Annotated in this window: 17 protein-coding genes and 1 tRNA gene; 6 read left to right on the top strand and 12 right to left on the bottom strand. The window is 63.6% G+C overall.

Annotated elements, in window-relative coordinates; genetic code table 11:
• Nucleotides 1–25: 25 nt before the first annotated feature.
• Complete coding sequence (locus tag PGB28_RS15225) at nt 26–802, bottom strand: RNA methyltransferase (RefSeq protein ID WP_271422378.1); 777 nt, start codon at nt 800–802, stop codon at nt 26–28.
• A 71-nt stretch (nt 803–873) separates the two neighbouring features.
• Here PGB28_RS15225 and PGB28_RS15220 point away from each other — a divergent pair, with 71 nt between their 5' ends.
• Nucleotides 874–1,218, top strand: a complete 345-nt coding sequence (locus tag PGB28_RS15220; RefSeq protein WP_271422377.1) for a TfoX/Sxy family protein — start codon at nt 874–876, stop codon at nt 1,216–1,218.
• Between the two features lie 56 nt (nt 1,219–1,274).
• Nucleotides 1,275–1,901 carry a thiamine phosphate synthase gene (locus tag PGB28_RS15215; protein WP_271422376.1) on the top strand — a complete coding sequence of 209 codons (627 nt, stop codon included), beginning with the start codon at nt 1,275–1,277 and terminating at the stop codon, nt 1,899–1,901.
• A gap of 108 nt (nt 1,902–2,009) precedes the next feature.
• Here the strand turns inward: PGB28_RS15215 and PGB28_RS15210 are convergent, their stop codons facing one another.
• The 3 genes from PGB28_RS15210 to PGB28_RS15200 all read right to left on the bottom strand — a co-directional run bounded on the left by PGB28_RS15210 (nt 2,010) and on the right by PGB28_RS15200 (nt 3,940).
• Nucleotides 2,010–2,855 (bottom strand): lysophospholipid acyltransferase family protein, encoded by an 846-nt coding sequence (locus PGB28_RS15210; RefSeq protein ID WP_271422375.1) that lies wholly within the window; start codon nt 2,853–2,855, stop codon nt 2,010–2,012.
• Entirely contained in the window at nt 2,852–3,625 is a 774-nt protein-coding gene (locus PGB28_RS15205) for a GNAT family N-acetyltransferase (protein ID WP_271422374.1), read from the bottom strand. The genes PGB28_RS15210 and PGB28_RS15205 overlap by 4 nt, the downstream gene beginning before the upstream one ends.
• Nucleotides 3,626–3,757: 132 nt before the next feature.
• A complete protein-coding gene (locus tag PGB28_RS15200) occupies nt 3,758–3,940 on the bottom strand; it encodes a DUF3553 domain-containing protein (protein ID WP_271422373.1) in 183 nt (60 codons plus the stop codon).
• A gap of 24 nt (nt 3,941–3,964) precedes the next feature.
• On the opposite strand from PGB28_RS15200, the gene PGB28_RS15195 reads away from it, so the two are divergent.
• Entirely contained in the window at nt 3,965–4,591 is a 627-nt protein-coding gene (locus PGB28_RS15195; protein ID WP_271422372.1) for a histidine phosphotransferase family protein, read from the top strand.
• An 8-nt stretch (nt 4,592–4,599) separates the two neighbouring features.
• Here PGB28_RS15195 and PGB28_RS15190 read toward each other — a convergent pair whose 3' ends face one another.
• The 8 genes from PGB28_RS15190 to PGB28_RS15155 form a co-directional block, all read right to left on the bottom strand.
• Entirely contained in the window at nt 4,600–5,865 is a 1,266-nt protein-coding gene (locus tag PGB28_RS15190; protein ID WP_271422371.1) for a glutamate-5-semialdehyde dehydrogenase, read from the bottom strand.
• 79 nt (nt 5,866–5,944) lie between these two features.
• The gene (gene proB, locus PGB28_RS15185) at nt 5,945–7,048 is read right to left on the bottom strand and encodes a glutamate 5-kinase (protein WP_271422370.1); all 1,104 of its coding nucleotides are present in this window, start codon (nt 7,046–7,048) and stop codon (nt 5,945–5,947) included.
• Nucleotides 7,036–8,076, bottom strand: a complete 1,041-nt coding sequence (obgE, locus tag PGB28_RS15180; RefSeq protein WP_271422369.1) for a GTPase ObgE — start codon at nt 8,074–8,076, stop codon at nt 7,036–7,038. Before obgE ends, proB begins: the two co-directional genes overlap by 13 nt.
• Nucleotides 8,077–8,211: 135 nt before the next feature.
• The gene (locus tag PGB28_RS15175; protein WP_271422368.1) at nt 8,212–8,754 is read right to left on the bottom strand and encodes a GNAT family N-acetyltransferase; all 543 of its coding nucleotides are present in this window, start codon (nt 8,752–8,754) and stop codon (nt 8,212–8,214) included.
• Entirely contained in the window at nt 8,751–9,356 is a 606-nt protein-coding gene (locus PGB28_RS15170; protein ID WP_271422367.1) for a LysE family translocator, read from the bottom strand. Before PGB28_RS15170 ends, PGB28_RS15175 begins: the two co-directional genes overlap by 4 nt.
• Nucleotides 9,357–9,439: 83 nt before the next feature.
• On the bottom strand, nt 9,440–9,709 hold the full coding sequence (gene rpmA, locus PGB28_RS15165) for a 50S ribosomal protein L27 (RefSeq protein WP_271422366.1): 270 nt from the start codon (nt 9,707–9,709) through the stop codon (nt 9,440–9,442).
• A gap of 12 nt (nt 9,710–9,721) precedes the next feature.
• Nucleotides 9,722–10,333 carry a 50S ribosomal protein L21 gene (locus PGB28_RS15160; RefSeq protein WP_271422365.1) on the bottom strand — a complete coding sequence of 204 codons (612 nt, stop codon included), beginning with the start codon at nt 10,331–10,333 and terminating at the stop codon, nt 9,722–9,724.
• A gap of 552 nt (nt 10,334–10,885) precedes the next feature.
• A complete protein-coding gene (locus PGB28_RS15155) occupies nt 10,886–11,725 on the bottom strand; it encodes a DUF2059 domain-containing protein (RefSeq protein ID WP_271422364.1) in 840 nt (279 codons plus the stop codon).
• A gap of 187 nt (nt 11,726–11,912) precedes the next feature.
• Between PGB28_RS15155 and PGB28_RS15150 the strand changes: the two genes are divergently transcribed.
• From PGB28_RS15150 to PGB28_RS15140, 3 genes are all read left to right on the top strand, one after another.
• Nucleotides 11,913–12,002: transfer RNA gene (locus PGB28_RS15150), tRNA-Ser, on the top strand.
• Between the two features lie 261 nt (nt 12,003–12,263).
• Nucleotides 12,264–13,814: a trimethylamine methyltransferase family protein gene (locus tag PGB28_RS15145; protein WP_271422363.1), complete on the top strand. Its 1,551-nt coding sequence runs from the start codon at nt 12,264–12,266 to the stop codon at nt 13,812–13,814.
• 103 nt (nt 13,815–13,917) lie between these two features.
• Nucleotides 13,918–14,250 carry a DMT family transporter gene (locus tag PGB28_RS15140; RefSeq protein ID WP_271422362.1) on the top strand — a complete coding sequence of 111 codons (333 nt, stop codon included), beginning with the start codon at nt 13,918–13,920 and terminating at the stop codon, nt 14,248–14,250.
• The last annotated feature ends 58 nt before the right edge of the window (nt 14,251–14,308 follow it).

Genomic DNA, 14,308 nt, shown 5'->3' with positions numbered 1-14,308 from the left:
TCACCCGGGCGGGCTGACCGAAAGGTCAGTCCGCCTTATCTTTGGGGGCCGCTTTTTCCTTCCAGCGCACCATCTGCCGCATGATCCCGTGCAGCATCTGCACATCCGCCCGGGTGAGCTGCATCCGGCTCCAAAGGTTGCGCAGGTTGATCTTCATGCCCTCGGCCTTGGCCGGAGGAAAGAAAAACCCTGCCTCATCCAGCCGCTCCTCGTAATGCGCAGCCAGCTTTTCCATCTCAACCCCATTGGCCCAATCAACCCGGCGGGCCATTTCCACCACTTCATGGGTGATCTCTTCGCTGGCCCGCCGCCATTCATAGCTCGTCAGCAGCACGCACTGCGCCAGGTTGAGCGATGGGAAATCCGGGTTCACCGGCACCGAGATGATCGCATTGGCCAGTGCAATATCGTCATTTTCCAACCCCGCGCGTTCCGGCCCGAAAAGCACCGCCACCTTTTCGCCCGCAGCGATCTTTTCCGCCGCCATCTGCATGGCGCGTTCCGGGCTCACCACCGGTTTGGTCAGCCCGCGCTGCCGCGCCGTGGTGGCAAAGACATAGTGGCAATCGCCCACCGCCTCGGCCGTGCTGGCAAAATGCCCCGCCTCATCCAGGAGCCGCCCCGCTCCCGACGCCATGGCCACGGCTTTTTCATTCGGCCAACCATCGCGCGGGGCCACCACCCGCATCCGGTCCAAACCGAAATTCCACATGGCACGCGCCGCCCCCCCGATATTCTCGCCCATCTGCGGGCGGACGAGGATCATGGCGGGTTGCGGGCGGTATGTCTGCGTTTTGCTCATGGCCCGCCCTTTACGATGCGCGGAGGCACAAGACAATTCCCTCGGACCGCCGCAACGGCTAAACTCTCGCCATGGCCTATGATCCCGGACATGAAACGCTGTTGCGCGAAGACCTCGGTGCCGCCCTTGGCCCCCGCGCCGACGAGTTGGACGAACGCCGCATGTTCGGCGGGCTGTGTTTCATGATGGCGGGCAACATGCTCTGCGGTGTGCACAAACGCGGGCTGATGTACCGCGTGGGCAAGGACCGGGCCGAGGCCGCGCTGGCCATCCCCGGTGCCCAGCCCATGGCCTTTACCGGGCGGCCCATGGGCGGCATGATCGAGCTGTACGAAGACGATCTGGGCCGCGATGACACCCGCAAGGGCCTGCTTGCCTTGGCGGTGGAATTCGTGGATACGCTTGCCCCGAAGTAGCCAAGCCGGTCATTCCCGGCTATAGCACGGCAAACACCCCTCAAGCGGAGCGCGACATGGCCGAGATCGAGCATCCCCAGATTTACCTGATCACACCGCCCGCCTTTGAATTGTCGAGCTTTGGCAAAAGCTTGTCCGCCGTTCTTGATGCGGCGCCGGTGGCCTGTGTCCGGCTTGCTCTGGCCAGCCATGACGAGGACACGATTTCCCGCGCCGCCGACATGATGCGCGAGATCACCCATGCCCGCGACATCGCGCTGGTGATCGACACCCATGTGGTGCTGGCCGAACGGCTGGGTCTGGACGGGGTGCACCTGCCCGGCGGGTCCCACGGCGTGCGCGCTGCGCGCAAGACACTTGGCGAAGATGCGATTGTCGGCGTGTTCTCCGGCACCTCGCGCCATGACGGCATGAACGCGGGCGAAGCGGGGGCGGACTACGTCTGTTTCGGCCCCGTGGGCGACAATGCCCTTGGCGATGGCAGCCGCGCCGAAGCCGAGTTGTTCCAGTGGTGGTCCGAGATGATCGAGGTCCCCGTGGTGGCCGAAGGCGCGCTGGACGCCGACACCATCCGCGCACTGGCCCCGGTGAGTGATTTCTTCGGCATCGGTGACGAGATCTGGGACAGCGAAGACCCCGCCGCGACGCTCAAGGCATTTCACGCCGCCATGACCGGCGGCTAGAGCATGTCGCGCAAAAGTGGGCACCGGTTTTGCGCTCCTCGGACATGCGTTATCAACAGCTTGGAGCGGGGCGCGTGAATGCGAATGAACGCGGCACGCTCTAAGCCACTACTCCGCCACGACCCCATGGCGCGCCGCCTGCAACCCGGCGCGCACGGTCTCTTCCACCTCGCGCGCCAATGTCTTGCGGTTCGGGCTGTCATCCACCCGCACCGGCGGATGGAACACCACCTCCACGGACCCGTGCCGCGGCGTGGCCAGCATCGCCAGAAGATGCGGCCCGAAATCCATATCCCCCCACCAGCCGTAATAGCGCGCGCTCTCCCCCTCGGGCGGGTGATAGGCCACGCTCACCGGCTGAATATGCATCGCATGGCGCAGTTCCTCATCAAAGAACGCCGCGAACAGCGTCGGCTTGAACGGCAGCACGCGCAGCGTATCGGTCGACGTGCCTTCGGGGAAAAACAACAGCTGATGCCCCGCCAACAGCCGTTCGCGGAACTGTTCGGCCTGCGCCTTGGCCTGCCTTGGATCGCGCGAAATAAACAGCGTCCCGGTCGCCCGCGCCAGCCAGCCAATGCCGGGCCATTGCGCCACCTCGGACTTGGACACGAAATACAGTTGCCGCGTCGCGTTCAATACGAAAATATCCAGCCACGACGCATGATTGGCCACCGTCGCGCCGCGATGCGTCATCGGCCGCCCACGCACAACCAACCGCACTCCCATGAGCCGCAGCGCCCCGCGGCAGACCCATGTGGTAATCACCGGCGTCACCGGGCGGCGCAGGCCAAAAAGCGGGTATTCCACGATCCGCAGCAGGAATTTCACCAGCAGTCCCAGCATGATAAGCAGGATCATCGGCACACCCCGCCGCAGCACCCGAAGCCAGTCGCCCACAGCTTTCGGCAGGGGTAGCGGCGGCGGGTCATCCCCTCTCCACGTCGGGCTCATGTCGCCGCCCTTTCGCCGGTATAAATCTGCCGCTGCCGCGCGTTCATGCGGTCGGTATCCATCACCAGACAGACATCGGTGGTGTTGAACGCGTGATCAATCCACGCCCCATCGCCGACACAGCCCCCCAACCGCAGATAGGCCTTGATCAGCGCCGGGGTCTGCAACATCGCCGCCTTGCGGTCGATCTGATCGGGCGGCAACAGGTTCATTTCCTGCCGATGCGCGTCGCGCGCCCGCACGCGCAGCTCATCGGGCGCCAGATGCTTGTGATAGAGCAGCGACAGCGGCTGCGCCAAGGCCGTTGCGTCGGTACCGTGAAAGCTGGCCACGCCAAACAGAACCTCGATCCCGTGCGCCTGCACATACTCGACCAGCCCCTGCCACAGATGCATCATCGCCGTGCCGCCGCGATAGTCTTCATGCAGGCAGGACCGCCCCAGTTCCATCAACCTCCGGCCAGTGGCCCGCAGCGCGCTCAGGTCATATTCATCGTCGGAATAGAATTGCCCGGCCCGCTCCGCCTGATCATCGCGCAATACGCGGTAAACGCCCACCACCGGGTCCGTGTCGCGGGCATGATCAAACAGCAGCAGGTGATCGAAAAACGGATCGAACCGGTCGCGCTCCAGCCCGGCCTCGTGATCCACCATCGCGCCGCCGCCACCCAGCTCCTGCACAAAGACGCGATACCGCAGCGCCTGCGCCGCGCGCAGGTCGGCGTCATCCTGTGCCAGGCGGACCGAAAAGTCTGGTGTATTGCGGATCATCGCGCGCCTTTCCAAGCTGCGCGTGTCTTAGGCGTTGAAGCCGCGCTTGACAACAAGCCGGACAATTTGCGCCTCGGTCCCATGCTACCCCAAGGCACGACTTAAAGTTGTGTTAACCACTTTGCGGCTAGCCTAGTCGTCATAGACCAGTTCCAGCGCGATCTGGCTGCCATCAACCACAACTTTGCCAGCTTCGCGGAAATTGACAGTGATCTTGCCACCGATATTCGACTGGACCTGCCCCACCCCCCAATCCGGCTGGCCGGGATGCCGCACGAGGTTGCCGGGCTCCAGCAAAGCATTGAAATCATTCATCCGTCACGCCTCCGGGAGCTTGTCATGACCCTGCATACGCCAAAACTGGCCGCGCTGATAGCCTCGCGCATCTGCCACGACCTGATCAGCCCCGTGGGCGCCATTTCGAACGGGTTGGAACTGATGAGCCTTGGCGGGGCCAGCGATACGAGTCCTGAACTGTCGCTGATCTCGGAAAGCTGCAGCAACGCCAATGCCCGTATCCGCCTGTTCCGTATCGCCTTTGGCTTTGCCAATAACGCATCCCGCGTGTCGGAAACCGAATGCCGCACGATCCTTGACGGCACCTATATCGGCGGCCGGATCAACGTGCATTGGAAAGTCTCGGGTGACCAGCCCCGGCAGGAGGTGCAGCTTGCCTTCCTTGCCTTGCAATGCCTTGAAACGACGATCCCCCATGGCGGTCAGATCACCTGCGCCCGTGACGAGGACAGATGGCGACTGACGGCCACCGGTCATCGCATGACCAATTCCCTTAATGCGGTCTGGAATGAAATGGCCGCTCTGACCCGCGCCCTGCCAAACGATGCGACGGAGCTGAATTTCAGCCCCGCCGAAGTACAATTCGCGATGTTGCCACTTCTGGCCAGTCCGATGAACCGCGCCCCGGCTGTCCACCTGAGCGCAGAGGAGATCGTCCTGACGGTCTGATCGCCGCTTTAGCCCCGCGTCGTGCCATCCCCGGTCACGAGGTATTTGAAGCTGGTCAGCTGCGCCGCGCCGACCGGCCCGCGCGCATGCATCTTGCCCGTGGCAATGCCGATCTCCGCGCCCATACCGAACTCACCGCCATCGGCGAACTGGGTCGAGGCATTGCGCATCAGGATGGCGCTGTCGATGCGCTGGAAAAAGCGGTCCGCGGCGGCGTCATCCTCGGTGATGATACAGTCGGTGTGGTTGGAGCTGTAATCGCGGATATGGGCAATCGCCCCGTCCACGTCCTCCACCACCTTGGCGGCAATGATGCTGTCGAGATATTCGCAGCCCCAGTCCTCGTCCCCCGCCGGAACGGTGCCAGGGATCTTTTGCAACGCCGCGTCGGCGCGCACCTCGACCCCCGCATCAATCAGCGCCCGGATCACCCCCTGACCGACCGTGTCGACGATATCACGATGGATCAGCAAGCATTCCGCCGCGCCGCAAATCCCCGTCCGCCGGGTCTTGGCGTTCATCACCACGTCCAGCGCCTTGACCGGATCGGCCGCCGCATCGAGATAGATATGAACGATGCCTTCGAGATGGGCAAAGACCGGCACCCGCGCCTCGCGCTGCACCAGCCCCACAAGCCCCTTGCCACCGCGCGGCACGATCACGTCGATATAGTCTGTCATGGTCAGCATTTCGCTCACCGCCGCCCGATCGCGCGTGGGCACCAGTTGAATGGCATCCTCGGGCAGCCCGGCGGCTTTCAGCCCTTCGACCAGCGCGGCATGAATCGCGCCCGAGGAATGAAAGCTCTCCGACCCGCCGCGCAGGATCACCGCATTGCCCGCCTTGAGGCACAGCGCGCCCGCATCCGCCGTCACATTGGGGCGGGACTCGTAAATCACGCCCACAACGCCCAGCGGCGTGCGCACGCGTTTGATATGCAGCCCCGTGGGCCGGTCCCATTCGGCCATCACTTCGCCAACAGGATCATCCTGTGCCGCCACAGCGCGCAAGCCCTCGACGATGCCCTGAATGCGCGCCTCGTCCAGCATCAGCCGGTCCATCATCGCATCCGACAGCCCCTTGCCACGCCCGAACGCCATATCCTTGGCATTGGCCTCGATGATCGCCGCGCGCGCGGCCCAGACCGCGTCTGCCGCCGCCTCAAGCGCCTGTTGCTTCTGCGCCGCTGGAGCAAAGGCCAACTCGCTTGCTGCCGCTTTGGCGCGCGCGCCGATATCGGTCATGAGAGCGGGGATGTCGGTGATATCTTTCATCGCTTTGGCCTTTGGTTTGCGTTGTGCCAGAGGTTTTATGCCTCCGGCGGAGGTATTTTCAAACAGAAGAAGATGCGGATCAGAGCGCCATGTCGTCCCGGTGGATCAATACGGCCCGGCCCGGATAGCCCAGAAGCGCCTCGATCTCGTCCGAGCGGTGCCCTTTGATGCTGCGCGTCTCGGCGGCGGTATAGCGCGTAAGCCCCTGCCCCAGCTTGTGCCCGTCCGGTCCCAGGATCGCCACTGGATCACCGCGCCCGAAAGTGCCGGAGACCGCGCTGACACCCGCTGGCAAAAGGCTCTTGCCCGCCTGCATGGCGCGCGCGGCACCGGCGTCCAGCGTGACCTCGCCACGCGGTTTCATCGCCGCGATCCAGCGTTTGCGCGCCGCGTGCGGATCAATATGCGCGGTGAACCATGTGGCGTTGGCGCCCTCTTCCAGCGCTTTCAGCGGGCGCAGAGCATCCCCATGGGTGATCGCCATGTCACATCCCGCCGCTGTCGCCGTCTTGGCCGCCATCAGCTTGGTTTTCATGCCGCCCTTGCTGAGCCCCGAACCGGCATCGCCCGCCATGGCCTCGATCTCGGGCGTGATCTCTTCGATCACCTCATACCGCGTGGCCGAGGGGTCCTGATGCGGGTTGCCATTGTAGAACCCGTCCACGTCCGAGAGCAGCACCAGCACATCGGCCCCCACCGTCGCCGCCACCTGCGCCGCCATACGGTCATTGTCGCCATAGCGGATCTCATCCGTGGCGACCGTGTCGTTTTCATTCACAATCGGCACCGCGCCCAATGAGATCAGCGTCTCCAGCGTCGCCCGCGAATTGAGATAGCGCCGGCGGTCGGTGGAGTCCTCCAGCGTCACCAGCACCTGCGCCGCCGTAAGCCCATGCGGAGCCAGCGCCTCTTCATAGGCGCGCGCCAGCCGGATCTGCCCCACCGCCGCCGCCGCCTGTGATTGTTCCAGCGCCAGTTCCGTCGCGGGCAGGCCCAATGCGCCACGGCCCAAGGCGATCGAGCCAGAGGAGACAAGGATCACATCCGCGGTCTGCTTGAGCCAGGCCACATCCTCGGCCAGCCCCTTGAGCCAATCGGATTTCAGCGCGCCGCTGGCCTTGTCCACCAGAAGCGCAGAACCGATCTTGATGACGATACGCCGGGCTTTTGTCAGGGATGCCATGCGCCTTCATCCTCGTCATCGGCCTTTTTCTGGCGCAGCTTGTCCTCGGAAATCTCGGCGCGCAGCGCACGCAGCACTTCGGTCAGCCCTTCGCGCGACACGCCCGACATCATGAAGACAGCCCCGCCTGTCTCGGCCTCAAGCGTCGCTTTTGCCTCGGCACGTTCCTCATCATCCAAAGCGTCGATCTTGTTCAGCGCGGTGATGCGCGGCTTGTCCGCCAGATGCCCGCCATAGGCTTCCAGCTCGCCGATGATCACCCGGTAATCCTCGGCAATCGTCTCGGAGGTGCCATCCACCAGATGCAAGAGCACCGAACAGCGCTCCACATGGCCCAGGAACCTGTCGCCAATGCCCCGCCCCTCATGCGCGCCCGCGATCAGACCGGGAATATCGGCCACCACGAATTCCGCGCCATCCACGCCGACAACCCCCAGATTGGGGTGCAGCGTGGTAAACGGGTAATCGGCGATCTTGGGCCGCGCATTGGACGTGGCCGACAGGAAAGTCGATTTGCCCGCATTGGGCAAGCCCAGAAGCCCCGCATCGGCAATCAGCTTGAGCCGAAGCCAGATCGTCCGCTCCACCCCCGGCTGGCCGGGATTGGCGCGGCGCGGGGCCTGATTGGTCGCGGTCTTGAAATGCAGGTTGCCAAAGCCGCCATTGCCGCCCCGGGCCAAAACGATGCGTTCGCCCACTTCCATCAACTCGGCGATCAGCGTCTCTTCGTCCTCGTCCAGCACCTCGGTGCCGACGGGCACGCGCAGCACGATATCATCGCCATCCTTGCCGGTGCGTTGCTTGCCCATGCCGGGCTGGCCGTTCTTGGCAAAGAAGTGCTGCTGGTAGCGGAAGTCGATCAGCGTGTTCAGCCCCTCGACCGCCTCGATGATGACCGAGCCGCCCTTGCCGCCATCGCCGCCATCGGGGCCGCCATATTCGATATATTTCTCGCGCCGGAAGGACACGGCCCCGCCGCCGCCCGCACCGGACCGGATATAGACCTTGGCGAGATCAAGAAATTTCATGAGGGGCCTCTCGGGTTGTTCGCGTCAGCGATAGACAAAGCGCGCCCGGCTCTCAAGCCCCCCATGGGGTCGGGCGGGACGCACCCTGCTCTTCTTCTCTTTGAAAATACGCAAAAGCGCCCCGGCCCGAAGGCCCTAGCGCATCTTGCAGATATAGGTCCAGGTCGGCACCTGCGCCGCGCGCGCCACCGAATAGCTTTCGGCATCGCCCACATAGGAAAACCCACAATTGGTCAGCACCCGCGCCGAGGCCGGGTTATCCTGAAACACGGAGGCAAAGATCGTGTCATTGTCCATCGGGTTGGCTTCGATCAATGCGCGCACCGCGTCCGAGGCAAGCCCGGTATTCCAATATGGCGGCGCCACCCAGAACCCGACTTCGCTTTGATTGCGGTCCATGCGCTCCAGCGCGATCAACCCCATGACCTCGGACGCGCCCTGCTTGGTGCCGTCCATGGCCCAGACATCTTCGTTACGGTCCTCTGACATGGCGCGGTTCACAAAAGCTTCGGTCAGACCCGGCGGCACCGGATGCGGGATCGACGTGGTCATGCGCGCCACCCGCTCGTCCGAGGCATACATCTCGATCAGCCCCATATCGGACCGGCGCAGCGGGCGCAGGTCAACACGCGGGGTTTCGATCAATGGTTGCACAACGACATGCTCCTGGGCGGTCATGCGGTTCCTCCTCTGAACAGCACGATGAAGACGGAGGCGACGGTAAGCGCCGCAAGTGTCCACATCAGGTATTTTTCTTGTCTTTTTCCGGCCACAAGGCGCGCGATCCGGTCACCGGCAAATGTCCACATCGGGTGCAGAATAATCTGCAAGGATAACAGACAGATGGCGATTGTCGCCGTGGCTTGCAAGGTGGGCGTGCCGGGCTCGACGAAAGTTGTAAACCCCGTGACGATCATCGCCCAGGCCTTGGGATTGAGCGGATGGACCAGCAAACCCGCCGCAAATCCGGGTGCCGCAGCGGCCTCCTCCCCCGGTTGCAGCCGCAGATTCGCGATCTTCCACGCCAGCCAGCAGATATAGGCGATACAGGCCCATTTCAGCGCCTCAAAGAGCCAAGGGACCTCTGTCGCCAGCCCCATCAGGCCAAAGCCCACCGGCCAGATCACCAGTTGCTTGCCCAATGCCACGCCCGCCACAAAGGGCAGCGCCGCGCGCAGCCCATAGCGCGCACCCGTCGCCATCAACGCCATATTGGCCGGACCGGGGGTTCCGATCTGGCTGGCGGCAAAGGTCAGGTAGGATGCAACGGCCACGGACATATCTGGGCCTTTCACAACTGGAACGAGAAAGGGGACCGGCGTTTGCCGATCCCCCTGTTTTTCTCAAAACCTTTAAGGTCGGCTTACTCGGCGGCCTCCGCCACTGGAAGCACGGAAATAAAGGTGCGGCCCTTGAAGCCTTTGCGGAAGGTCACTTTGCCTTCGGCGGTTGCAAAGATGGTGTGATCCTTGCCTTCGCCTACGCCTTCACCCGGCCACCACTTGTTGCCGCGCTGACGCACGATGATGTTGCCGGGGATCGCGTGCTGACCGCCGTAGAGTTTGACGCCAAGACGGCGACCGGCTGAGTCGCGACCGTTGCGGGAGGAACCGCCTGCTTTTTTATGTGCCATGGGTGGGTCTCCTTATTTCGCGAGTTCTTTGGCTTGCTCGATCCATTCCGGCTTCACCTTGACCGCGTCAAAGCTGTCGGCATCGATGCCGGCAAGCTGCGCGTAGCTGGTGATGCCTGCGTCTGCCAGTTTCTTGGCAGCCGCCGGACCAATGCCGGTGATGGCTGTGAGATCGTCTGCGCTCGCTGCCGGAGCAGCGGCTTTGGGCGCGTCGGCTTTTTTCTCGGCGGCTTTGGCAGGCTTCGGCGCTGCGGCAACACCGGCCACGGAACCTGCGCCAATTGCGGCTTTCACGCCGGACTTGTCCGCGCCTTCGGCGAGGATGTCGGTCACGCGGATCAGGGTCAGTTGCTGACGATGGCCCTTGGTGCGCTTGGACGAATGCTTACGGCGGCGCTTGACGAAGTGGATGACCTTGTCACCCTTGATCTGGTCGATCACTTCGGCCTGAACGGCGGCGCCATCAACCAGCGGGCTGCCCACGACGGTTGTGTCACCGCCCAGCATCAGCACGTCGTTGAATTGAACTTTTTCACCTGCGTCGGCAGCCAGTTTCTCGACCCGGAGCGTATCGCCCGACGAAACCTTGTATTGCTTGCCGCCCGTCTTGAGGACTGCGAACATCTCGTTCTTCCTTGTCTACCGCGTCCTGTGGCCCCGGTTCCCCGGCGTTTCCGGCTTTTGCCGCCTCGAACTGCGCGCCCGGTCAGGGGCGTCATTAAAAACCAAATCCCGCTGGGGCGGATGCCACGGCGGGGTGCGCGCCTTATTCAGCGACTGGGCGACGGAGTCAACCCCTTATTGGGACACCGGACGCAACGATGTGCAGACACATCTGTGGATCAGATGGTGTTAGGCGAATGGGGGCAACGCGGACGGAATCGCCAGTGCGTGAGCCGCTCATTGACGGGCCGCGGTGCGGCGATCAAGCGTTTGTGGGGCAGAGCTTTATGCCTGCAAGATCCGAAAAAGGTCAGATAAATGCGCTTGCAGCAGCCAAATCGCCGTGCCGGGGGGCGGTCGCCATTGGAGCGCCATTGGTCCGAGCGACAATGGCGACGCGATGCGCGGCGGCCTTCGGCCTTGATTCCGCGCGGGGCAATGTCCGCTCCGGGCTCTTTCCCGCCCTTCCGCTCCAATCGCCTCACCTTAGCCCGATAACCACAGGCCCTTGCGTCAAAGATCCTGCGCCGTCATCTGCTGCGCCAGCGCAAGACCCAGCGCATAGGAGATATCCGAATACATCCGGTCAAACCCGGCAAAAAGCGCCCGGTTCAGCGCGCGTCCGTCCTCGCTCTTGGCCATGTCCACATAGGCCGCAAGCGCCTCGACCTCCAGCGGCCGGTAGGACATCATCATGTAGCCAAAGAGCCATTCGCGCGTATCCTCACGGTTTTCGGCCTCGGTGGACCAGACCTCGCGCAGGATGTCCTCTTCGGTCATCTCAAAGGCCCCGCCTTCGACAAGGCCCAGATAAAACGCGTAGGACGAATTCATCGCCCCCACCACATTGGCCTCGATCAGGTCATTGCTCTCAACGAATTCCGCGATCAGCTCAAGCCGTGGATCCTGTTCATCCTCGGGTTTGTCCGCCTCCACCCGCCAGGCCAGCCGCGCGGCCTCCTCGATGCCGGTTTCCGACATCGCGTCGCGCGCCGAAATCTCTAGCTGCACGACACGCTGGCCCGCGTCATCCGCGAAAAACGCCGTCAGCGTCTCAAGATCGCCCTGGCCCTCCTCCCATGCGGCGGCAACGCCTGCGCGCACGGTCTCTTCCATACGTTCGGTGTCATAGATCCGCTCGACCGTCGCCGACCAGCCGCTGTTGGGACCGCTCATCAGCATGTCCGCGCCCAGTTCCGCGCCATAGGACAACCCTTCCTTGCGCATCACCTCGATGGTCTGGGGCAAGGACAGCAGATCAAGGATCGCATCGGTGGGCCGGTCCTCGGCCCAAAGCCCGGTGGCACTGATGCCCAGGGCAACACAGCTGGCAAAGAAATGACGTTGGAACATGGCTGACCCCGTGCTTGACCCGCTCCGGGTCCCCTAGATGGCTTGGATCGAACCTAGCGACCCGGGCGGGCATTTCCAAGAGAGCCACGCACAAATACGCGCGATGAAAGCAAGCCAGAGAAAAGTTGCGAAAGGCGCTTGCACCCCGGCCCAAAGGGTTTTAAACGCCCCCTACCCAGACCCCCGCGGAGAGGTGCCGGAGTGGTCGAACGGGGCGGTCTCGAAAACCGTTGTCCCTTCACGGGGACCCAGGGTTCGAATCCCTGTCTCTCCGCCACTTTCCCCTTGTGTGTTCTCAACAAAACGAAGCACCCGGTCCGAAAGCGACATCCTGTCGCAATTGGGACAGACCACCCCCTTTAACCGTTCAATCTGGGCACATGTTGCGAGGGGAGACGCGCATGGCGCAGCATCTGTGCAGATATCTGATCGTGGAGCGCACCATCGGGGCGAGCCGCGGACGCGCCGCGCGGGGGCGGCCGGGGCAAATGTAAATTCCGCTTTTGCCCATCCCCTTCCCCCTGATCCGAGCGTTCCCATGACCGACCTGTCAAACACCCCCAAACCCGCCCGCAGCGGTGGCCGCTCCGCGCGCCGTGCCGCGCGGTCCTCGAAACTGGCCGTCCATCTGCGCCCCATCCGCCCCGGTATGGCGGGCGGCACCCTGTCACCGCTGACACAGGCGGGCATGGCGCGCATTCACGAGGCCGTGCTGCAGGCGCTTGAGGAAATCGGGCTGGCCGACGCACCCGAAAGCGGCATCGCCTATATGACCGGCGCGGGCGCGGTGCTGGGCGAGGATGGCCGGCTGCGCTTTCCCCGCGCGCTGGTCGAGGACACGATTGCCAAGGCCAACCGCGCGATCACTTTGCATGGGCGCGACCCGGCCCATGACATGCAGCTCTCGGGCACCAATGTGCATTACGGCACCGCGGGCGCGGCGGTGCATCTGGTCGATGTACATGGGCGCGAATATCGCGACAGCACCGTGCAAGACCTGCATGACGCGGCCCGGATCGCCGACCAACTGGACAACATCCACTTCGTGCAGCGCCCCATGGTGGCGCGGGACATCACCGACAACCGCGAGATGGACCTGAACACGGTTTATGCCTGTGTCGCGGGCACCAAGAAACATGTCGGCACCTCCTTTACCGATCCGTCCTATGTGGCCGACGCGCTGGAGATGCTGCACATGGTGGCGGGCAGCGAAGAGGCCTGGCGCGCGCGGCCTTTTGTCAGCAATTCCAACTGCTTCGTCGTGCCGCCGATGAAATTCGCCACGGAAAGCTGTCAGGTGATGGAGGCCTGTATCAAGGGCGGCATGCCGATCCTCTTGCTCAGCGCGGGCATGGCGGGGGCCACCGCGCCCTCGACCGTGGCGGGCGCCATCGTGCAGGGGCTGGCGGAATGCCTGGCCGGGCTGGTCTATGTCAACGCCGTGTCTCCGGGCCATCCGGCGGTAGTGGGGACATGGCCCTTTGGGCTGGATCTGCGCACCGGGGCGATGACCGTGGGCTCGGGGGAACAGGCGCTGCTCAGCGCGGGCTGCGCGCAGATGCACCGCTTCTACGACCTGCCCGGCGGCGCGGCGGGCGGGGCCTGTGACAGCAAACTGCCCGACATGCAGGCGGGATGGGAGCAGATGTGTTCGAACGTCATGGCCGGGCTGTCGGGGCTGAACATGGTCTATGAGGCGGCGGGGATGCATGCCTCGCTTCTGGGGTTCTGTCATGAAAGCCTGATCCTGGGCGATGACATCATCGGACAGGCGCAGCGCTGTGTGCGCGGCATCGAGGTGGATGACGAGACCGTCGCGGTCGAGCAGATCCGCGAGGTCTGCATCGGCGGCCCGGGCCATTACCTTGGTACCGAACAGACGCTGGGCCGGATGCAGAGCGATCACGTCTATCCCACGTTGGGCGACCGCACCTCGCCCAAGGAATGGGCGGAAAAGGGCAAGCCGGATCTCATTGAACGCGCCACCGCGCGCAAGCAAGAGATCCTGTCCGAGCGCGCGGCGGCGCGGTTTGATCCGGTGACGGATGCCGCGATCCGCAAACGGTTCACCATTCATTTGCCAGCGTGACGCTTCTGTGAGATGTCGGACCGGGGCTCTGCCCCGGACCCCGGGATATTTTCGAGCCAAAGAAGCTCTGGACCGGGCATAGTTTCTGACGGTGGAGTACAGCATGCCAGCCTATCTTGCCCTGATCCTTGCGGTGGCGGCCGAAACCATCGGCACCACCGCTTTGCAGGCCAGCCAGCAGTTTTCAAAACTGGTGCCGTCGATCATCGTCGTGCTGGCCTACGGGGTGGCGTTCTACCTGCTGGCACTGTCGCTGCGCGTCATCCCGGTGGGCGTGGCCTATGCGCTTTGGTCGGGGCTGGGTATTCTCTTCATTGCGGTGATCGGATTCGTGGTCTTTGACCAAAGGCTCGACTGGCCCGCGATCCTTGGTATGGGCATGATTGTGGCCGGAATAGCGGTGATGCAGCTCTTCTCGCAGACCGTGACACATTAGGGTCTGGCCATTCCCGCCCAGTGGGGATAGGTGGCGCGCAACTTCAGACAAAAGGTGC

The sequence above is a fragment of the Primorskyibacter aestuariivivens genome, from assembly GCF_028023675.1.
Taxonomy (GTDB): Bacteria; Pseudomonadota; Alphaproteobacteria; order Rhodobacterales; family Rhodobacteraceae; genus Marinovum; species Marinovum aestuariivivens.
Note: the sequence above shows the minus strand (reverse complement) of the source record. Positions and strands in the feature narration are given on the sequence as shown.